This is a genomic window from Anaerovibrio slackiae (assembly GCF_009695585.1).
Classification (GTDB): domain Bacteria; phylum Bacillota; class Negativicutes; order Selenomonadales; family Selenomonadaceae; genus Anaerovibrio; species Anaerovibrio slackiae.
Window position 1 is genome coordinate 58187 of record NZ_VUNR01000004.1, and the last position, 20924, is coordinate 79110.

Annotated in this window: 19 protein-coding genes; 2 read left to right on the forward strand and 17 right to left on the reverse strand. The window is 53.0% G+C overall.

Annotation, left to right across the window (positions count from 1 at the left end):
* Nucleotides 1-94: 94 nt before the first annotated feature.
* From csaB to secA, 5 genes are all read right to left on the reverse strand, one after another.
* The gene (gene csaB, locus FYJ84_RS03030; RefSeq protein ID WP_154406033.1) at nt 95-1192 is read right to left on the reverse strand and encodes a polysaccharide pyruvyl transferase CsaB; all 1098 of its coding nucleotides are present in this window, start codon (nt 1190-1192) and stop codon (nt 95-97) included.
* Between the two features lie 50 nt (nt 1193-1242).
* Nucleotides 1243-3291: a DUF5693 family protein gene (locus tag FYJ84_RS03035; RefSeq protein ID WP_154406035.1), complete on the reverse strand. Its 2049-nt coding sequence runs from the start codon at nt 3289-3291 to the stop codon at nt 1243-1245.
* A 38-nt stretch (nt 3292-3329) separates the two neighbouring features.
* Nucleotides 3330-4013 (reverse strand): LmeA family phospholipid-binding protein, encoded by a 684-nt coding sequence (locus tag FYJ84_RS03040; protein ID WP_205764073.1) that lies wholly within the window; start codon nt 4011-4013, stop codon nt 3330-3332.
* Between the two features lie 45 nt (nt 4014-4058).
* Nucleotides 4059-5165, reverse strand: a complete 1107-nt coding sequence (gene prfB / locus FYJ84_RS03045; protein ID WP_154406039.1) for a peptide chain release factor 2 — start codon at nt 5163-5165, stop codon at nt 4059-4061.
* Nucleotides 5166-5236: 71 nt separating this feature from the next.
* On the reverse strand, nt 5237-7777 hold the full coding sequence (gene secA / locus FYJ84_RS03050) for a preprotein translocase subunit SecA (protein ID WP_154406041.1): 2541 nt from the start codon (nt 7775-7777) through the stop codon (nt 5237-5239).
* A 273-nt stretch (nt 7778-8050) separates the two neighbouring features.
* Here secA and hpf point away from each other — a divergent pair, with 273 nt between their 5' ends.
* Entirely contained in the window at nt 8051-8596 is a 546-nt protein-coding gene (gene hpf, locus FYJ84_RS03055; protein WP_154406043.1) for a ribosome hibernation-promoting factor, HPF/YfiA family, read from the forward strand.
* A 79-nt stretch (nt 8597-8675) separates the two neighbouring features.
* Here the strand turns inward: hpf and FYJ84_RS03060 are convergent, their stop codons facing one another.
* The 11 genes from FYJ84_RS03060 to FYJ84_RS03110 all read right to left on the reverse strand — a co-directional run bounded on the left by FYJ84_RS03060 (nt 8676) and on the right by FYJ84_RS03110 (nt 18944).
* Entirely contained in the window at nt 8676-9395 is a 720-nt protein-coding gene (locus tag FYJ84_RS03060; protein WP_154406045.1) for an amino acid ABC transporter ATP-binding protein, read from the reverse strand.
* On the reverse strand, nt 9392-10048 hold the full coding sequence (locus tag FYJ84_RS03065; protein WP_154406047.1) for an amino acid ABC transporter permease: 657 nt from the start codon (nt 10046-10048) through the stop codon (nt 9392-9394). Before FYJ84_RS03065 ends, FYJ84_RS03060 begins: the two co-directional genes overlap by 4 nt.
* A gap of 190 nt (nt 10049-10238) precedes the next feature.
* Nucleotides 10239-11015, reverse strand: coding sequence for a basic amino acid ABC transporter substrate-binding protein (locus FYJ84_RS03070; RefSeq protein WP_154406049.1), 777 nt, complete (start codon nt 11013-11015; stop codon nt 10239-10241).
* Nucleotides 11016-11176: 161 nt separating this feature from the next.
* Nucleotides 11177-11467 carry a zinc-ribbon domain containing protein gene (locus FYJ84_RS03075; protein WP_154406051.1) on the reverse strand — a complete coding sequence of 97 codons (291 nt, stop codon included), beginning with the start codon at nt 11465-11467 and terminating at the stop codon, nt 11177-11179.
* 185 nt (nt 11468-11652) lie between these two features.
* Nucleotides 11653-11838, reverse strand: coding sequence for a YjfB family protein (locus FYJ84_RS03080; protein ID WP_154406053.1), 186 nt, complete (start codon nt 11836-11838; stop codon nt 11653-11655).
* Nucleotides 11839-11857: 19 nt separating this feature from the next.
* Nucleotides 11858-13639 (reverse strand): O-linked N-acetylglucosamine transferase, SPINDLY family protein, encoded by a 1782-nt coding sequence (locus FYJ84_RS03085; protein WP_154406056.1) that lies wholly within the window; start codon nt 13637-13639, stop codon nt 11858-11860.
* Between the two features lie 61 nt (nt 13640-13700).
* Nucleotides 13701-14381 (reverse strand): glycosyltransferase family protein, encoded by a 681-nt coding sequence (locus FYJ84_RS03090; protein WP_328596317.1) that lies wholly within the window; start codon nt 14379-14381, stop codon nt 13701-13703.
* 1145 nt (nt 14382-15526) lie between these two features.
* Entirely contained in the window at nt 15527-16441 is a 915-nt protein-coding gene (locus FYJ84_RS03095; RefSeq protein WP_154406058.1) for a hypothetical protein, read from the reverse strand.
* Between the two features lie 119 nt (nt 16442-16560).
* Nucleotides 16561-17976 (reverse strand): alanine/glycine:cation symporter family protein, encoded by a 1416-nt coding sequence (locus FYJ84_RS03100; protein ID WP_205764074.1) that lies wholly within the window; start codon nt 17974-17976, stop codon nt 16561-16563.
* Between the two features lie 199 nt (nt 17977-18175).
* Nucleotides 18176-18667, reverse strand: a complete 492-nt coding sequence (locus FYJ84_RS03105) for a hypothetical protein (protein ID WP_154406060.1) — start codon at nt 18665-18667, stop codon at nt 18176-18178.
* 82 nt (nt 18668-18749) lie between these two features.
* Nucleotides 18750-18944, reverse strand: coding sequence for a DUF951 domain-containing protein (locus FYJ84_RS03110; protein ID WP_154406062.1), 195 nt, complete (start codon nt 18942-18944; stop codon nt 18750-18752).
* 38 nt (nt 18945-18982) lie between these two features.
* Here FYJ84_RS03110 and FYJ84_RS03115 point away from each other — a divergent pair, with 38 nt between their 5' ends.
* On the forward strand, nt 18983-19789 hold the full coding sequence (locus FYJ84_RS03115) for a carbon-nitrogen family hydrolase (RefSeq protein WP_154406064.1): 807 nt from the start codon (nt 18983-18985) through the stop codon (nt 19787-19789).
* A gap of 21 nt (nt 19790-19810) precedes the next feature.
* On the opposite strand, the gene ychF is transcribed toward FYJ84_RS03115, so the two are convergent.
* Entirely contained in the window at nt 19811-20917 is a 1107-nt protein-coding gene (ychF, locus tag FYJ84_RS03120; protein ID WP_154406066.1) for a redox-regulated ATPase YchF, read from the reverse strand.
* Between the last annotated feature and the right edge of the window lie 7 nt (nt 20918-20924).

Below are 20924 nucleotides of genomic sequence, written 5' to 3' on the forward strand. Positions count from 1 at the left end.
ACATGGAGTGCCTGAAGCATCCCATGTCCTTTTCTATTTGCAGCTGCCCGGCACGTATCACCATCATACCTTTGCCAAGCAAGCTTGAAGCCATCTATACCTTGCGAATCACGCTGTACGCCAGCTCCGCATTGTGCATCGCCAGCCGCCGCAGATCATCAAAAAGCTGCTCATTTTGCTGGCTGAAGCCTGCCTTGTCATTCCACTTGGCACGAATCTGCTCCATCAGCTTGTCAAAATCCACATTCTCCAGCGTTCCCACAGGCTGCTCGCCTACGGACTCCAAAAAGCGGTCCACCTTCGGGTCGTAGGAAATGCCAATCATGGGTACCCCCATCACACCGGCAAAGATCAGGGCATGAAGACGAATAGATATCAATAATTCCATGTTGCCCACTATAGATAACAGCTGGCTGGTGTTGTATTCCTCCGGCAGAACCATCATATCGTGCTTTGCCAGAGCCGCCACCTGCTCTGCCGTCCGCACATCCTCCGGGTACTGCATCGGCAGAAAAACCACCCTGGCGGAAAATTCCTCCACAATCCTGTCAGCTGCCCTTGCCACCACTTCCTTGTAATGGCTCATGCCGCACCATTCACGGACCGAGATGCAGACCAGCGGCTTCTCTCCTACGGAAATCCCGTGCCGCTGCAAAATCTGGCTGCCAATGCTCCTGTCCACCTGATGAATGGCATGGACAGGGTCCGCCGTAGGCTCAATATGGGGACGGGTAATCCCCAGTGCCTTCAACTCCTTCAGGGAGCCCCGGTCACGGACGGTAATCATCCTGACACGGTTGCCGATATAGCCCATAAACCAGCGGGCAAAACCGCCATTAATGGGGCCTATGCCCTGGGCATAGAGCATGACAGGAGTCCCCAAAAGCTCGGCCAGCCAGATAATCAGCAGATAATAGTACAGGCTCCTGCGGCTGGTCACATTCTGCAGCAGGCTGCCGCCGCCGCTGATCAGCAGATCAGCCCTCCTGACAGCAGCAAAAATCCCCCGCAGGTCCAGCCAGCCCACGGCATTTACGCCGTGGCGCTGCCTGGTATCCTCCGGGCTGGCAGATATTACAGTTATATTCACTTTGGGATTCAAATCCGATAAAACCTCTACCATAGCCGCCAGCATCGCTTCATCGCCGGCATTTCTGGAGCCGTAATATCCGGAAATTACAACATTACTCATGCTCTGTTGTCATTCCTTCTAAACATCTAAAGTACATCAACATAATCAAATCACTTTTTCCCTGTTGCCAGCTTCGGTGCCACATACTTAATCCACAAATCAACAAAAATCATGCAGACAGCACCCACACCGGCCCCCAGCACCAGTCCACCGATGCCCCTGGCAAAGGACATGAAGACAGGGGAGCGCATGTGGGCAAAGGTCTCAACCATAGAGCCCTGCCCGATGGTGGCCACCAGTACCAGCACAAACAGCACCATGGTAGGCCACTTGCGGAACCATGCCATCACCGCCAGCAAAAAGGCAGGATGCCCGATCATAAACTCCTTGGTCCTGGGACGTGCATACATGGCCTGCTCCAGGAAAGCCCTGAATTTCAGCTCGGTAGCCGATACCGGCATGCCCATGGTGTGGCCGGAACGTGCCACGAAAACCACGCCTGCCACCAGCACCAGGAACAGCCCCAGCAGTGTCTTTACTTTTACAGGGGTATCCAGCATCTTTTTGAACTGTTCCAAAAAGCCCTCTGTGTCATCCATCTTGCCGTCAAACACGTCAAACCGCTGCAAGAAACCAATCGCCACCAGCACAATCGGCATGAGGAAGGTCAGCTTGATGCCCCGGAAGATATTTACCTCCAGCAGATACTCCGTATCCGCCAATGAGCCTGACAGGTACGCAGCCCCCACATAAGACATTATACCACAAACTGCCAAGGCTACAACACCCGTGCCTATCATGCGCACGAGACCGGCATTGCCTGCTGCCATCCTTCCCCGGATGCGGTCCAGCATCCACAGCACGGAAATAGCAGGGAACACGTTAGCTGCCACCAATGCAGCCACCAGGCGGATTTTGCTGCCATGCCCCATCAGCACAGGCAGCAGGGCAACCGCGCCGATAATAAGCAGCAAGCCATAGGCATACCTAGGCTTCATCCCCGGTATCACCAGGGTAAGGTAGAGCACGCCTGCTGCCACTACCCCAAGAATAACCAAAGCCCGTACCATGCTTGACGGATAGAAATGCTCAAACACCCCTGCCCTGCCCATGGTAAAGCCCTGAGCCTCCAGCTTGTCCCGGACACCTGAAACATAGGTCATATTAGTTTCCAGCAGTGTCATGCCGGGAGATGGCTTCTCAAAGGTCTTCACAAGATTGAAGCGGATATTGCGCTCATCATCCGTGGTACCCCAGCGGTCGATGGCCTCCGCGATTTTCATCTTCTTCTGCTCGTCCTTCGGGATGGAATACAGCCGTGCAGACTTGTAATCCATTGCCTTGGCAATCTCCAGCATGCCATCCTGATGGAAGAACTGCAGCTGGGTAACACCCTCAATCATGCCCAGCGTCAAATCCCGCTTCAGCATCTGCTCCGCCATATACTCGGACTCATCCGGCGCCCCCAAGGTCTGGGAGCCTGAGAAAACAATGCCTGACACCCGGAAGCCATCCAAACGGTCATAAAAGGCGTCAATGTCATCACGGGTACACTGGCGGTAATTGGTAGGCCGTGCCAGCACATAAAAGCCTGCATCATTCACTGCCTGCATTTCGTCCGTAGGCATGCCCAGGTCCATCTTCTCAAGTTCCTCGTAGTTTGCCTTGACCTCCAGTACCCGCTGGCCGCTGACGGTAAGCTCCTTTACCCTGTCAGCCCCCAGGCGGCGCACCAAATCCTCATGAACCTCCTGAAAAGTCTGCTGATGATGTCCCGTCACATAAACATTGGTGCCCTTAATCTGGCCGGACTCCACCAGGCTGCGCCAGCCGGCATCGCTGATGCCGCCATTCTGATAGTTTGCCAAAATAGTGCTGCCGTTGACAGCCACAGCCTTGCCGTTGACATTCAGTTTCTTGAAGGTAGTCTCATAGACAGCCAGGGAGGTTACCCCGGCTTCCTTTGCCTTGGCCAGCACTGCCTCCGGCTGGACACCTTCCTTCTCCGCCAGCTCCACCAAATCCTCATAATCCATGACCAGCTCAATGGATTTGTTCTGCTGCTCCACCTGATGACGTTCCACATCGATTACCAATGAAGCCAGCAAGCCGATGACAATCAGCAAGATTAAAAATTTATTGTACTTGAATTGCTTCATATCGTCCTATCCTCAGCCATTGTAGTTGCAGCATACCTTTATGATTTAGCCCGTATGACTACATAACCATCATACTGCTCTACATCCTCAATCTCCGCCCTGACAGGGGAGCTGTACAAATCAAACAGCAGAATATCCCCGAAGAAATTGCCCAGCACTGCCTGCCCAAAGACAGCATTGCGTATGTCCAGCTGCGTCATGTGGAAATACACGCCGCCGTCCTTTGCCAGCACCCTGCCTTCCAGATGAATCTCCGCCGTGCGGCCCATGAACTTCACCTGCCCGGAAGCAGCCAGCTTGTCCCTGTCCATGACAGCCTCGAGCTTTTCCACCTTGTCCAGCTTCTTTTCCAGCATCTCCTGCAATGCCTGCTGGGTGATAGTGCCGGTCATTTCCAGGCTGTCAGCTGACCTGATGGCAGAACCGTCGCGCTTGTCCAGGGCTGAAAAATCTGCCTGTACATTTTCACCATGAAGGGTGAGCTTTTCCACCTGGATATCCCCCAGCTGTGCCTTGTCCACCACAATATCAATGCTGTCGGCATGGCCTGCCAAAAGCCTCAGTCCCGGCAGGGCAGACATATTCACTGTCACATTCTCCGCCTGCAGGGCTGAACGAATACTGCTGCCCAGCCTGTTTTCCATCAGCCCGGGCAGGACAAGCTGGCTGAAAGCCGCTAAAATCACCAGCACCGCAGCCAAAACAACACAAAACCTGCGCATACAAACTCCTATATTCTCAGGCTGCTGCACAGGCACAACCATCCATTACAGCTGATGGTTGGCCTTAGCACGCAAAAACGCCTCAATGAACATATCAATATCCCCATCCATCACGGCCTGGGTATTGCCCGTTTCCGCACTGGTGCGGTGGTCCTTGACCATATTGTACGGATGGAAAACATAGGAACGAATCTGGCTGCCCCACTCGATCTTCTGCTGATCGCCTTCCAGGGCAGCAATCTCCTTCTCCTTCTTTTCTTCCTCCAGCTCAAAAAGCTTGGCCCGGAGCATCTTCAAGCACTGCTCCCTATTCTGAATCTGGGAGCGCTCATTCTGGCACTGTACCACGATGCCGGTAGGCTCATGGGTCATGCGGACAGCAGAAGATGTCTTGTTGATGTGCTGTCCACCTGCACCGCTGGCACGATAGGTATCCACACGCACATCATCCATGTTGATTTCCACCTCTACGGTATCATCCAGCTCCGGCATGATATCACAGGCGCAGAAGGAAGTATGGCGGCGCGCCGCTGAGTCAAAGGGAGAAATGCGCACCAGCCGGTGCACCCCCTTCTCAGATTTCAAAAAGCCGTAGGCATTATGCCCCTTAATAAAGAGGGTAACAGACTTGACGCCTGCCTCATCTCCCGGCAGAAGGTCAGCAGTCTCCACGGAGAAGCCATGGCGCTCCGCATACCTGCCATACATGCGCAGCAGCATGCTGGTCCAGTCCTGGGCCTCAGTGCCACCGGCACCTGCATGAAGGGTAAGTATGGCGTTGTTGGCATCATACTTGCCGGACAGCAGCACCTCCAGCTGCAATTCCTCTAAAGCCCTGTTAATGGCATCCATGTCGGCACGGACATCAGCCTCTACGCTTTCGTCCTTGTCATCCATGCCGATTTCCCACATTACCTGCACATCATCATACTTGGCAAGGAGGGCCTTGTACTTGTCCACGCTGATTTTTACATCGTTCAGCTCCTGATTGATGCGCTGTGCCTCCTCAGGATTGTCCCAAAAAGTGGGCTCCCCCATCTTGTATTCCAGCTCTGCGATTTTTCCTTCTTTATGGGCCACGTCCAGAGCCTTTTCCATCTCTGCCAGCCGCCCCTGGAGAGCCGTGATTTCCGGCTTCAAATCCTCCAGCATTCTATTTCACTCCTTACGCGCACAGTGCAAGCTTCCTGCCTGCCGCTTCTTCATCAAATTATACCTGCCGATTATTCTTTTCTGCCGCAGCAATTCTTATATTTCTTGCCGCTGCCGCACGGGCAAGGATCATTCCTGCCCACCTTCTCGCCGTTCTTTACCGGCTGCTTCTTCACGGCATCATCAGACTGGTCACCATGTGTCTGCTTGGCTGCCGCCATGCGCTGCTGCGCCTCACGCTCCATGGCCTCCTGCTGCTCCTGGGTGATGATGTTCACCCGGAAAATCAGGGAAGCAATATCGTTCTGAATAGAGTCTATCATCTGACCGAACATCTCATGGCCCTTAATCTTGTACTCAATCAGAGGATTGCGCTGGCCGTAAGCCAGAAGGCCGATGCCCTCACGGAGCATATCCATGCGGTCCAGGTGCTCCATCCAGCGGTTGTCCACCACCCGGAGCATGATGATCTTCTCCAGCTCACGCATGTTGGCCTCGCCAAAGAGCTGCTCACGCTGAGCATAGGATTCCTCCGCCATCTGGTTCAAGAAATCCTGCACCTCGTCCCGGCTCATTTCCTCCAGCTCATCCAGCTTCAGCCTGCCGGTAGGCGCATAAATGCTCTCCGCATCCTTGATGAGCTCATCCAGTGACCATTCCTCCGGATAGAGCTTCTCGTTGGCATACTGATTCATCTCCGCCTCGATAATGCCGCCAATCATGGTCAGGATATGATCCCGGAGATTTTCGCCCTTCAGCACCTTCCTGCGCTCGGCATAGATGACCTCACGCTGCTGATTCATAACATCGTCATACTGCAGGACGTGCTTGCGCATATCAAAGTTCCTGCCCTCTACCTTCTTCTGGGCGTTGGCAATGGAACGGGTAATCAGCTTGTGCTCAATCGGGTCATCCTCACCCATGCCCAGCCTGTCCATGATATTGGAGATGTTGTCAGAGCCAAAGAGGCGCAGCAGGTCATCCTCCAGGGACAGATAGAAACGGGACTCGCCCGGATCACCCTGACGGCCGGCACGGCCACGGAGCTGATTGTCGATACGGCGGGACTCGTGGCGCTCCGTGCCCACGATGAAAAGCCCCCCCAGCTCCGGCACACCCTCTCCCAGCTTGATATCAGTACCGCGGCCTGCCATGTTGGTTGCTATAGTCACGGCAGATTTCTGACCGGCATCGGCAATAATCTCCGCTTCCTGCTCATGGAACTTGGCATTCAGCACGTTGTGAGGGATATTGCGCTCCTTCAGGATATGGCTCAGTTCCTCGGACTGGGTTATGGAAGTAGTACCAATCAGCACCGGCTGCCCCTTGGCGTGGATTTCTGCCACGTCATTGGCAACCGCCTTGTACTTGGCACGCTTTGTCTTGTAGATCACATCAGGATGGTCGATGCGGGCAATCGGCCTGTTGGTAGGAATCACGATTACCGGCAGCTTGTAGATTTTCAGGAACTCGTCTTCCTCTGTCTTGGCAGTACCAGTCATGCCGGACAGCTTGTTGTACATGCGGAAGTAGTTCTGGAAGGTGATAGATGCAAGCGTCTGGGACTCCCGGCGCACCTCCAGTCCCTCCTTGGCCTCGATGGCCTGATGCAGTCCGTCAGAATAGCGGCGTCCCTCCATCAGACGGCCTGTAAACTCGTCCACGATGACAATCTCGCCATCCTTGACTACATAGTCACGATCCCGCTTCATCAGTGCCTTGGCACGCAGGGCTGCCGTAAAGCAGTGGGACATCTCAATATTCTCAGGGTCGTAAAGGTTCTTTACCCCTACCAGCTTCTCAATCTTCGGTACGGCACTGTCGGCAGGAGCCACGGTCTTAGCCTTTTCGTCAACGGTATAGTCCGTGCCCTCCTTCAGATGCTCCACTGCCTTTGCCATCCTGACATAGCTGTCGGTGGACTTGGAACCGGGGCCGGAGATAATCAGCGGTGTCCTTGCCTCATCAATGAGTATGCTGTCCACCTCATCCACGATGGCGAAGTTCAGCTCCCTCTGCACCATCTGATTCAGGTCTACCACCATGTTGTCACGGAGGTAATCAAAACCGTACTCGTTGTTGGTACCAAAGGTAATATCGCAGTTATAGGCAAATTTGCGCTCCGGAAAATCCATGTCATGGCGGATCAGCCCCACGGTCAGCCCCAGGAAGTTGTACAGCCTGCCCATCTCGATGCTGTCGCGCTTTGCCAGGTAATCATTGACTGTAACCATGTGCACGCCCTTGCCTGTCAGGGCGTTCAGATAAGTCGGCAGGGTGGCAACCAAGGTCTTGCCCTCGCCGGTACGCATCTCGGCAATCTTGCCCTCGTGGAGGCAGATACCGCCCATCATCTGCACGTCAAAGTGGCGCATGCCCAGCACACGCTTGGATGCCTCGCGAACCACTGCAAATGCCTCCGGCAGAATGTCATCCAGGGTTTCACCGGCTGCCAGCCTGTCCTTGAATTTCTCCGTATAGCGTGTCAGTGAGGAATCGCTGAGGTTTGTCAGGCTATCCTCGTAGGAATTAATCTTCTCCACAATCTGGCGCAGGCGCTTAACCTCTTTATCGTTGTTGTCGCCCAAAAAGCGTTTTAAAATACCAAACATGAACTCACTCCTATTTCATGGTCTTCTCGGTCTCCATGACTCATTATTTATCAACATCTCATCTATAATTAAGATACAATGCAGCAATTTAGCATATCACAATGCAACAATGGGGCAGCACCGCAATACCATCAATACACAAAAACTCTACATTAGTTTATCAAAGTATCAACTATAAGTCAAAATTTCACAAATATTTTTCTGCAAAAAAGAGGGTTTTCGCATACTAATGGCGAATATAACAACATAGTCTACTAGAAAGGGGATGTTATTATGGCAACATTCACTATTAGAGGAAAAAACGTAGAAGTTACTCCTGCCCTGAGGGATTATGTGGAGAAGCGTGTCGGCAAGGTTACCCGCTACTTCAATGACGTGGGGGATATCGCTGTACTGCTCAGCGTATCAAAGGAGCGCCAGAAGGTTGAGGTAACGGTTCCTGTACAGGGCGTCCTGCTCCGCGGTCAGGAAGTAACTAATAATATGTATACCTCCATTGACCTGGTTATCGAGAAGCTGGATCGCCAGATCCGCAAGCATAAGACCAAGATGCAACGCCGCTTCCGCGACGGCACCCTGCTGGATGAGGCCTTTGCCGCTGCTCCTTTTGCGCCAGCAATCCCTGACGAGGAAGACGAGTTCCCTGTTGTCAAGAAAAAGAAGTTCAACGTGCGCCCGATGGATGTGCAGGAAGCCATCATGCAGATGAACCTTCTCAATCATGACTTCTTTGTGTTCCGGGATGCTGATACAGAGACCGTCAGCGTGGTATACCGCCGCAGCGATGGGAAGTACGGCCTCATTGAGTCCGAATACTGAGCATAAAGCATACAGCATTTAACTGAAAAACCATAAAAAATAGAGACATCGGAGATTGCTCTGATGTCTCTTTTTTATATCACAATACTTTTGACAGGAACAGCTTCGTCCGCTCCTCTTTAGGATTTTCAAATACATCCTTCGGAGCACCCTGCTCGATGATATTGCCGCCATCCACAAACAGCAGCCTGTCCCCCACCTCCCGGGCGAAGCCCATCTCATGAGTAACCACTGCCATAGTCATGCCTTCATTGGCAAGGCTTTTCATTACATCCAGCACCTCGTTTACCATCTCCGGGTCCAGTGCCGAGGTAGGCTCATCAAAGAGCATCACCTTCGGGCGCATGGCAAGAGCCCTGGCAATTGCCACACGCTGCTGCTGTCCGCCGGAAAGCTGCGGCGGATAGGCATCAGCCTTGTCAGCCAGCCCTACCCGCTCCAAAAGCTCCCTGGCAATCTTTTCCGCTTCATCCTTGGCCATGTTGCGCACCTTGATAGGAGCCAGGGTGATATTCTGCAGCACCGTCATGTGAGGAAACAGGTTGAACCGCTGGAACACCATGCCGATTTCCTCCCGGGCCTTGTTGATGTCAGAGTCCCCGGTCAGGTCAATGCCGTCCACCACCACGCTGCCGCTGGTAGGCTCCTCCAGGAGATTCATGCAGCGAAGCAGGGTGCTCTTGCCGGAGCCTGACGGCCCGATAATAACCACTACCTCCTGGGGATTGATGTGCAGGTCGATGCCCTTCAGCACCTCGTGCTCCCCGAAGGATTTATGCAAATTCTTTATATCAATCATTTCGTATCCAACCTTTTCTCCAGATATGCTACCAGACGGGAAATTGTCAGCGTCATGACCAGATAGATAAGCGCCACGCTGATCCAGATTTCCAGGGAGCCGTAGGTACGGGCAATAATCAGCTGACCACGGCGGGTAAGCTCCTCAAAGCCGATAACGGACACCAGTGAGGAATCCTTGAGAAGCGCAATAAACTCGTTACCCAGGGGCGGCACGATGTTCTTGAAGGCCTGGGGCACAATAATATAGCGCATGGTCTGCACCCAGGTCATGCCCAGTGACCTGCCGGCCTCCATCTGCCCCTCGTCAATAGCCTGAATACCGGCACGGAAAATCTCAGCGATGTAGGCACCGCTGTTGATGCCGCAAGCGGTGATGGCAGCGATGAAGGGGTCCACCCTCTGCTCCAGAATGACCGGCAGGGCAAAGTAAATCAGGAAAATCTGCACCAAAAGCGGCGTGCCCCGCAGAAAATCAATATAGATTGCCGCCAGCCAGCGCAGCAGCTTGACATTGGAAATCCTGGCAATGCCCACAAACATGCCGATAATCAAGCCCAGTCCCACAGAAATAGCCGTAATCTGTATCGTAATTCCGGCACCTGTAATCAGCAGGGGAAGGGAATTGATCATCAGATCAACATTCAAATTCATATCCATACACGTCCTCTAAAATAATATTACTAACATATTATATGAAACCAAAGCACTAGTGTCAACAAAATAAAAATGCACTATCGCCAAAGCAACAGTGCATTTTGCATTATTTATGTGATTTGCATGCTTTTGCCGGCCACTGCGCCACAGGCATTGCCCGGACAAACCGGCAGCATGGCAGCACCAATTACTTGCTGGTAGTGCCGAACCACTTGGTGAAGATCTCGTCATACTTGCCGTTCTCATGGAGCTTTCTCAGGGCATCGTTCACCTTGTTCAGAAGCTCCTCGTTCTTCTTGGATACGGCAATGCCGTAATCCTCGGAGGTCAGCAGGTCAGGCAGCGCCTTCACGTTGGTCTCGCCGCTTTTCATGATGTAGTAGTCATTTACCGGACGGTCATTTACTACTGCATCAACGCCCTTGGCACGAAGCTCCATGAAGGTATCAGCAGAGGAATTGAACTCCTTTACCTCAACGCCCTCAATCTTCTTTACCTCGGCAGCGGAGGTAGTGCCAATCTGCACGGCAACCTTCTTGCCCTTCAGGTCCTCAAACTTCTTGATGGAATCGTTATCCTTTGCCACGATGATGGACAGGCCGGACTTGTAATAAGGATCAGAGAAGTTTACCTTCTGCTTGCGCTCCTCGTTGATGGTCATGCCGGAAATGCAGACATCAATGTTGCCAGCCTCCAGGGCAGGAATCAAGCCGTCAAAGTTCAGGTTGTTAATCTCTACCTTGTAGCCCATTTCCTCGCCTACAGCGCGGATCAGGTCCATATCAAAGCCCTGATACTCCTTGCCGTTCTCATCCTGGAACTCAAATGGAGCAAAATCAGCATTTACGCCAACCTTCAGAACCTTCTCGCTCTCAGCAGCCTTCTGCTCACCGCCACAGCCAGCCACCAGGGCAGCCATAGCCATCAGGGCAGCCATGCACAGTACCAATAATTTCCTTGACATGTAAAAAATCCCCCTTGCTTCAAAAAACATTTTACTGGTTCAATATTCCCCAGCCATAAAATAAAGCCCAAGAAACGCTTGCGAATCCTGGGCTTCATTGCCACATTTAGTTATGTACGCACAACGATGCGATTATGCCGGCGGCACACAGCCAATATTTATCAGCCGTTCTTCCTTGCCTGGAAGCAGTCGCGGCAATATACAGGACGGTCGTTCTTCGGCTCAAATGGAACCTCGGTCTCCTTGCCACACTGAGCGCATACTACGGTGAACATCTGGCGCTGTTCCTTCTCTCCACCTTCACGATTGCGACGTCTCTTGTCGCGGCAATCACGGCAGCGAACCGGCTTGTTCTCAAAGCCCTTTTCTGCGTAAAATTCCTGCTCGCCTGCGCTGAAGATGAATTCCTTACCGCAGTCCTTACATACTAAAGTCTCGTCTACAAATGCCATGAAAAAAATCCCCCATTATAATTTTTGAATATCCCATATGTGCGCTTACTTCTTTTACCTAATCCCAGGTGGACAAAGAGACATCCTACTACGACTTAGTATACTTGCATGAGGGAAAAAAAGCAAGTAAAAGTTTCAGACAACTTTGCTTTTGAGACTTTAGGGCATGAACAGAAGCATAAATTTTATGCCAGAATGTCTATATTGCCGCCTATGCCTGTCATGGCGGATACATCAATAGACTCCAGCATATCCATCATGGCAGTTTCCGAGGTTTCCATTGCCATCTTCATGACCGAAGTGCCCACCTGCATGTCAAGCTGCTGCTGATGCAGGCCCACGGACATGGCTGCAATGCTCATATAATCCATAAAATCCCCTCCTTTATACCTATTTTATCGGCAATAAGCTGCCGCTGCAATAGTGCTGCCAGATTTTTTTGTAGGCGGCCTCCAAATCCTGCATATATGCCTTGCCGTCCATGAGGCGTGAATTGCGCATCATTTCCGGCAGATCCCGGTGCAGCTTGTTCAGCATTATGCCGTTGGTGGCCAGCTGAACTGCTTTTGCCACATATTCCCGGGGACTATTTGCTACCAGCTCCGGCAGGCCGGCGGCAGTCAGGATAGAGGCGCCATAGCGGGAACCATGGGTTTTGCCCCGCAGGGTAATCACCGGCACCCCCATGTAGAGGGCATCACAGGTGGTCAAGCCACCATTGTAAGGAGCTGTATCCAATATGATATCAATATCGTTGTACTGGGTGAGATAATCCGGCGTAAAAGGCCGAAGCTCCAGCCTTTCTGCATCGCCCCCCAGCCTGCGGAACCTCTGCCGCACAATCTCCTGCCCCGATGGCACGCTGCATATCTTGCACTTGATAACAAGCCTTGAATCCGGCACCGCCTGCAAAATATTCCGCCACTGTACCAGCATGGCATCCGTCACCTTGGCAAAGCTGTTGAAGCTGCCAAAGGTAATGTACCCACGCTCCATGCCCGGGGCGTTATGTCCCTGGGAACGCAGGTCACGCATGGTTTCCGGGCGATAGCACAGATGGCAGTGAGGCAGCCTGAGAGGCTGCTCCATGAAGCCGCTATTCCGTTCACCTTTTGGCATGCAGCATTCATCCGTCAGGAAAAAATCCACCGCCGGAAGCCCCGTGGTATTTATATAGCCAATGCCCGACACCTGCACCGGCGCGGGACGGCATGCCATCACCGGCAGGCAGCTGTTCTGGCTATGGCCTGACAAATCCACCAGGATGTCGATGCGGTCATCATGAATCAGCTTGGCAATCTCCTGGGGGGTGCGCCCGTGCACATCACGCCAGCGGTCAGCCATTTTCTTGAACCTCTGGGTAACATGGTCCTCCCTGCCTGTAGAATAGCCGTACACCGTAAACTCCCCATGATTGCCATCCTTCAGCAGTGCCGTAAAGAAATACGCCGCCGCATGGAGGCGGAAATCAGGGGAAATATAGCCGATGCGCAGGGCATGAGGCTTGTTTTTCGTATTGGCATCATGGGGAAACCCCAGCTGCTCCGGGTACATCTGGCCGTACTGGGCGTGCTTTGCCGCCAGGCTCTGGGCATCCGCGCTGCGATAATTGCTCAAAAACAAGCCCTTGCTGAAATAGCTGGCAGCCGCAGCCCTGTCCTCCAGCATACTGCTGACCATAAATGCCGCCTCCGCCGCCTTTTCCGTCTCCCCTGCCAAAAGGCAGGTATCAGCATAAAAGCTGTAGCCCCGCATCACCAGCTGCCTGTCAAGCTCGCTCCAGCCCGCCTGTCCTAAAATAAAGCGTTGCCTGGAGGAAAGCCCCTTCTTGATGCCATCCTGATAGCGGCTGAAAAGCTGCTCATAAGCAGAAAGAGCCCTATCCAGCTCATACCTGGCACCAAAAAACACCGCTGCCGCCAAAAGCCCCCGCAGATTGGCTGTCGAAACACTTTTTTGGCTGGGCAGCTCCCAAAATTTCTGCAAATATTCCTCCGCCGTCTCAAAGTCCTGCAAATAAACCGATGCCTCTGCCACCAGTGCCAGCCCCTCCGGACTTTCCGGCACTTCCTCCAAAAGCTGCCTGCCACAGGCCCGCATGCTGTTCATATCCCCACGGGCAAAACAGCCTTCCGCTGACTTTGCCCACTCATTTACAACTTCCAGTTCCATCCTATCTCACCACATAAAATCATCGTATCCATATCCATAATCATTGCCATGCTACGGCAGTTTATATCTCAGGCTCCAGCTCATGGCCATACTCCCTGAGGAACCTGCGCTGATATGTCTTGTACTCCGCTGCCAGTGGCTTTTCCTTGGGGCAGTGAATGCACCAAAAGCTATCCTGCCTGGGCACAACTGCCTTGTAGCCTCGCCTCTGCATTTCCTTGCACATGCTCACATCATAAAAATGCCAGCCATCAAACAAATCCTCACGCCAGGGCACATCCACTGCTGTTGCCAGCAGCAGCCCGTCCAGTGCCTCCATCCCAAGCCAGTCTCCCACCGGCTCCATGCAGGCAGTCTCCACCACGCATTCCGGCTCACAGGCATGGAGCACCCTGCCATAGGTGCGCATGGCATCCCACCATACACCGGAGGCAGGCAGCTTCCTGGCTCCTATCATGCCCACAATGCCCACATCATCAGCTGCAAAGATTTTCAGCAGGTCAAAGACGAAATTCTTATTGACAATCAAGGCATCCTGATGCACATAGACCTTGTATGCCGCAGATGTTTTTGCCATGCCCTGATTGTAGCCGCTGCACATGGACTCCGCCCCTGTGACAGGGATAAACTCCGCTTCCATGCCATCCGGCAACCGCAGCTGCTTCATGTACAGCAATGCTTCTGCATAAAGCTCCGGCCTGTTTACGCAGGTGATAAAGGCAATCCGCGTCCCGGCACTAATTTTTATACCGCCCAGGTCCGGCTCCGGCTGGGAGAAAAGCGGCTCCGGGCAGCCCTGCTGCCATGCCGCCACCACCTGAAAATCCTGCCTGTCCAGGTACGCATCCTGCATCTCCTCCAGAAGCTCACCCCAGAACTCCTGCTGCTCACTACGGGGAGAAGCCTGCCAGGCAGACAGACTCCACAAAAGGCTGTTGGTATGCACGGTCATCTCCTTGATAAAGGCAGCCAGATAGGCAGGAAAGATAAAATTCTCCCTGCACAGCTGCCACATCAGGGACAAATTTCCCCTGCCCTCCCCGTCCAGCCTGATGCCATACTCCAGACGCCGCAGGAGAACAGCCAGCTGCTGCCGGACGGCAGGCGTATACATGCGCTTTAGCTCCATGATTTCCGGGGTAGATTTGGCGGCCTGCACCAGCCACGCCTCTGCCAGCAGGTCATTATCGATATTCTGAAAACCTGCCGATTCCAGCCTTGCCACCAGGCCCTCCGGGGGCTTCCTGCCCTCCACCGGCAAAAAACTGACATCCTTGTAAAAGGATGCCGCCATCAGCTTGGTAAACTCATCCCGGGCAAAGGCACGGGTGCACACATGATAAAAATGTCCATCCATAAGATTTTCCAGCACGCGCCAGTAGCGGATGTTGGCAAAGCTCAGCAGCAGATAGCCCGTAGGCTTCAGATAGAGCCCCAGCCCCGAAGCAATGTCCTGGGGATTGCCAGCCTGGGACAGCCCATCCTCCGCCAGGATATAATCAAAAAACTCCTTTTCCAAAGGAAGCTGCTCAGAAAGATAATCCGTAAATACCCAATGGACATCATCTAACCGCCCGTCATTTTCCTCATCAGCTAAAGCATAGGCCTTTTCCCTGTCAGCTACGGCGCACCACAGCTCCGCTGCCGGAAACATCTGCCTGAGATGTGGCAGATACTCACAGCACTCCACCATCAGCATCCTGTAGCCTGTGCCGCAGGCAGTCAAAAACCGCAGCAGACCGCACTCCTTGTCATCCAACTCCATCAGCCTCTCCACCATCTCTGTCCCATGCCGCCCATTCATTCAGATCAAAACAAAAAACTATACACAAAACAGGCGGCATCGCTGCCAGCCGCCAAAAAATCCCGCGAATCCAGGTATATCCATTATTCCATCTTCCCCGCTTCCAACAATCTCATCTTGCCGGCTGCCAGCAGCAAGCCGATCAGCAGCCAGTATTCACGCATAATAGAAATCTGCAGCATGCTGCTCTCAGTCATGCCCTCCAGATGGATGCCTGCCAGCACCAGGATTCCGATCATGCCATAGGAGGCGGTATTCACGGAACGGCTGATGGACTTCTCCGCCTGATACAGCTTCACCAAGCGGTACAGGATATACCCCTGCAGCATCACAAAGGAAGCCAGCCCCACCAGGCCACCTTCTGCAAATATCTTCACAAAGCTGCTCTGGCTCAGCACCGACGCCCAATCCGCCTGGCCGCTCCAATCGCTCCAGGACACAACGATATACATGGCAATAGAAACCACCAGCATAAAAGCAGGTATCGCCTTCTTGGCAAACACCCCCTCATCCTGATGGCACATGAGATAAAAAATAGGTATCGCCATCAACAGATGAGTCGCATAAAAAGAAGCGGCACTGCTGGCCCCCACCGGGGCATAGTCATCCCAGACCACCAGCTGATAGGCCCCCATAGCATCACAGACCAGCACCGACACCGCAAATGCCACCAGAATCCACGCCATCCTCCTGCGGGTCTGCAAATAGCCGATGCCCATGAACAGCGGGCTGAGGCGGTAGATGATGCCCCATACCTCCCCCAGGCTGTCCGCCGGGTCAGGCGCCATCAGGGCTGCCACCACCTGCAGCACGCAGTAGACAGCCACAATCTTCACCAGCCCCTTGTCCATATCCGGCAGGCTGCCGGTGCAGACCTTCTGAGCAATCATCACCAGCGCCCCCAGCACGATACAGACGCTGGTAGCCGCAATGGAAACATTCGACGTCAGGGCAAACAGCATCATCACTATGTACATTAACTGATTCCAGATTCCCAAAATCATCACTCCACACTTAAAGAAAGCTACTAACCTCTTTAGTATATCATAAAAAAACAATCCCGACTACGGTTAGAAGGGATTGTTTCTATGATTATATGATTATGCGATTATTTACATCAGCCTTCTACAGACAAGTCCACCTTTTCGCCCTGCTTTTCCCGGACAACTACCCTGTCCTCATAATCAAAGCACTCCTTGGCAATATCCTTGCTGAGCCACAACAGGCAGATCAGGTTCGGAATCGCCATCAGGCCGTTGGCAGTATCGGAGAAATCCCATACCAAATCCAGTGTCTGAGTAGCACCGACATAGGTGATGAAGGAGAAAATCACGCGGTATGCCACCAGGATATCATGGTTGCTCACCAGATACTCAAGAGCCTTCTCGCCATAATACTCCCAGCCAAGGATGGTGGAAAAAGCAAACAGTGCCAGGGAAGTGGAAACGATTACACGGGCATGCTCACCGAAGACGGAAGAAAATGCCAATATCGTCATCTGGGCACCGGAAACAGCCTTGCCGGTCTCCGGGTCGATAGTGCCCAGCATGCCTGAGGAAGCAATAACCAGGCCGGTCAGCACGCAGATAATCATGGTATCGAAGAATGTGCCGGTCATGTTGACATAGCCCTGACGGGAAGCATGGTCAGTCTTGGCAGCAGCTGCCGCAATAGGCGCAGAACCAAGGCCTGCCTCGTTGGAGAATACGCCACGGGCAACACCCCAGCGCATGGCAGTCAGCATGGAAGCGATAATGGAACCGCCAACGCCACCGGCCACAGCCTCAGGAGCAAAAGCCATGCGGAAAATCTCGCCGATGCCTGCCGGCAGGTTGCCTGCATTCACCACGATGACAATCAGTGCCATCACTACATAAAAGGCTGCCATAGCAGGTACCACTACACTGGAAACAGCACCGATGCTGCGCACACCCTTAAAGAGGATAACCATGGAGAGAATAACCAGGATAGAACCAATCAATGCCGGATCCACCCCGAAGCTGCTGTTAAAGGCAGCGGCAATGGAGTTGGCCTGAGTCATGTTGCCGATACCAAAGGAAGCGCAAACTGCAAATACTGCAAAAAGGAAAGCCAGTACACGGCCGGCTACGCCGCCGATACCGTTCTTCATGGCATACATCGGGCCGCCTGCCATCTCTCCCCGCTCGTTGGTCTCACGGTACTTCACCGCCAACACGGACTCACCGTACTTGGTGGAAAGGCCGAAGGCTGCAGAAATCCACATCCACACCAGGGCACCAGGGCCGCCCAGCACCATGGCAGTGGCAACACCCACGATATTGCCTGTACCCACAGTAGCAGACAGAGCAATCATCAGGGACTGGAAAGGCGTAACGTCACCCTCGGTATTGTCCTTTTTGGTCAGAATCATCTTCACTGCATAAGGCAGGTTCAGCCACGGCTTGAACTTCAGGCGCACCGTCAGAAAAATGCCGGTTCCTACCAGGAAGCACAGCATTACCGGGCCCCAGACGAAGTCATTCACCTGCTTCATAATAGCTGCAAAATCCATACAAATTCCCCCTATAACAATTATAATGCCTTTTGTATACATCTATGTACATTTTGTTATAATATCCACTGTATACAAACAATAGTCTCTAACGACCACATGTGATAGTATAACCGTCAGCAGGTCATTTGTAAAGGCACTTTGGCATTTTTTATAAAAAATAACTAAAAAAAAGGCGTTCACACTGAACACCTTTAATTTATTCCCATGTTTCTCCATATTGGGTTTTATATATATGGCTTTTTTTCCACCCCACGGCAAACTCCACCACTTCCTGCAACATGGTGTTCTTGCCATAGGACAGCCTTTCCTGCACATAAGCCGCACCGCTCATCAGCTTTTTCGTCTCATAGTTATACACCTTGGCATTGCGATACTCATAGGAGCCCTCCGCCGTGTCGAAATAAGCCCGGTAGCGGTACATATATCTGCTGTGGAGCTTCACCAGATAAAGATCCAGCTCCACCTCATGGTCGCTGGGCAGTTCGATGGAATTCACATCCACATAATAGCCGGTATTGCCCTCATAATCCACAAAATACCTGTCAGCCCTGGCAGCCTCCACACTGCCCGAAAGCAGCAGCACAATCACAAAGAAAGGCATAGCCGCAAGCAGCCATGCCGGGGAGCTGAACAGCCGCATTTTTTTCTTATATGCAGATATTTTTTTACACTTGAAAAAATCTTCCAAAAAAACAGACTTCCTTCCCGGGGTAAAAATGATATAATATAGCTAGGACCAATGGCGGCACGGCAGGCAAGCAAACAAGCAATCATTCCCCTGCCGGAGCCACCACTGACTTCACCATACGCTCAAACTTGACTCGGGGCAGCATCACAAAATGACCACAGCCCTGGCACTTCATGCCAAAGTCCATGCCGGTGCGAGTAACCTGCCACAGGTCACTGCCGCAGGGATGAGCCTTGCGCATCTTGACGATATCCCCTACATTAAATTTTACTGGCATAAAAATCATCCTATCTACGAAAGGGAGTTTATTTTATCATGAAAATATCTGTTTTGCAAATGCCCATCCAGGAGGGCGATATCGAGCACAACCTGGATACCATGGCAGCCATGCTGGACAAGGCCATCAACAGTGACCAGCGGCCTGATGCCGTACTGCTGCCGGAGCTGTGGAATACGGGCTTTTACCCGAAGCCAATCAGCGAGTACGCTGACAGCCAGGATATCTGGAAAAAGCACATGGGCAGGCTTGCCTCCGAATACACTGTCAACATCATCGCAGGCTCCATCGCCGTAGCACGGAAGAGCAAAATCTACAACACCTGCTATGTCTTTGACAGAACCGGTGCAAACATCGCCACCTACGAAAAGACGCATCTTTTCTCCCCTGCCGGGGAAAATGCCGACTTCACCCCGGGAAGCAGGCTGGCAACCTTCAGCATCGACGGCGTCAAGTGCGGCATCATCATCTGCTACGACCTGCGCTTCCCGGAGCTGGTAAGGCAGCTGGCATTGCAGGACATCAGCATCCTCTTTGTAGCCGCCGCCTGGCCTGTAGAGCGCATCCAGCACTGGGACACCCTGCTCAGGGCCCGCGCCATCGAAAACCAATTCTTTGTAGTGGCTGCCAACGGCATTTCCTCCCATCTGGGGGATGCCATGCACCTGGGAGGCGGCTCCGCCATCTACGACCCATGGGGCAGCCTGCTGGCACAGGGCTCCACCGACAACCTGGACGGGGAAATCCTCCATGCCAACCTGCAGCCCGGCATGATCAGCCAGATACGGAGCGACATCAGCATCTTCAAGGACAGGCGTCCCGAGCTGTACAAGCTGACGAAATGATAGTCAGCATAACTTATGCTTTCATACGTTGAAGCGGAAATACGTCACATCGCCATCCTGCATGACATAGTCCTTGCCCTCCAGGCGCACCTGCCCCTTTTCACGGGCAGCAGCGGTAGAACCGGCAGCCACCAGGTCATCGAAGCTGACGATTTCCGCACGAATAAAGCCCCGCTCAATATCGGAGTGGATTTTGCCGGCGGCCTTCGGAGCTACAGTCCCCTTGACGATGGTCCAGGCGCGGCACTCATCCGGGCCTGCCGTCAGGAAGGTCATCAGCCCCAAGAGGTCAAAGGCGGCATGGATGAGCTTTTCCAGGCCGGACTGCTCCAGCCCCATCTCATGCAAAAATTCCTTTGCCTCGTCCTCATCCAGCTCTGCAATCTCCGACTCCACCCGGGCAGAAATCGCCACAACCTCTGCGCCCTCGGTAGCGGCATACTCCTTTACCTTCTGCACATATGGATTTTCCGCATCGGCAGTGGCAACCTCATCCTCGCCCACGTTGGCCACATACAGGGTAGGCTTCATGGTCAGGAAATTCATCTCCTTGATAAGAGCCAGCTCATCCTCAGTTAAATCCACGCTGCGCACAGTCCTGCCTTCGTCCAGGGCTGCTTTTATTTTTTCCAGAACCGCCTGCTCAGCCTTGGCCTCCTTGACACCTGCCTTGGCCAGCTTCACCAGCTTCTGCATACGGCGCTCCAGCACCTCCATATCAGCCAGGCACAGCTCCGTATTGATGATTTCAATATCCCGGATAGGGTCAATAGAACCCTCCACATGGGTAATATCCCCATCCTCAAAGCAGCGGACAACCTGCGCCACCGCATCCACCTGGCGGATATGCTCCAGGAACTTGTTGCCAAGGCCCTCACCCTGGGAAGCCCCCTTTACCAGTCCGGCAATATCCACAAAGCGGAAAGCCGCGGGGGTAGTCTTCTTGGAATTGTACATTTCATGCAGCACCTGCAGGCGCTGGTCAGGCACATCCACGATGCCCACATTTGGCTCGATGGTGCAGAAAGGATAATTTGCCGCCTCGGCACCTGCCTTGGTAATGGCGTTGAACAATGTGCTTTTGCCCACATTGGGCAGTCCTACAATACCTACTTCTAAATTACTCAAAACCTTA